This window comes from Elizabethkingia argenteiflava (assembly GCF_009904105.1).
Classification (GTDB): Bacteria; Bacteroidota; Bacteroidia; order Flavobacteriales; family Weeksellaceae; genus Elizabethkingia; species Elizabethkingia argenteiflava.
Map to the genome: position 1 here is coordinate 1 of NZ_JAAABJ010000175.1, position 379 is coordinate 379.

Annotated in this window: 1 pseudogene; it reads left to right on the forward strand. The window is 25.6% G+C overall.

The features are described from left to right. Positions 1-223: pseudogene (locus GNY06_RS01410) on the forward strand (ATP-binding protein); the annotation flags it as partial. Between the last annotated feature and the right edge of the window lie 156 nt (positions 224-379).

Genomic DNA, 379 nt, shown 5'->3' on the forward strand with positions numbered 1-379 from the left:
AATCCAAATTATTGTTAATATTGTTTTAGGACTTCTATTAGAGTATAAGGGGCAAGTGATTTTAATTGCTACAACAAATTTAGAATTTAGTTTAGATAAGGCTTTATTTAGAAGTTTTGATGAAATCATAGAGCTACCTAGACCAAATGAAAATGATATCATTGATTTACTTAAATTAACATTTTCAGATCTAAGACTTAGTAAAGAGTTTGATCACAGTTAATGTTCATCTAAGTTGCAAGTATTATCATATGCACTTGTTGTTAAAATAGCTAATGATTCCTAAAAAAATTATATTATAAATTCTAGCATAGAGATTTATGTAAATGTTTTGGACAAAGCACTGGAAGAAAACTTAACGTTTAACAAATAGTTTTAT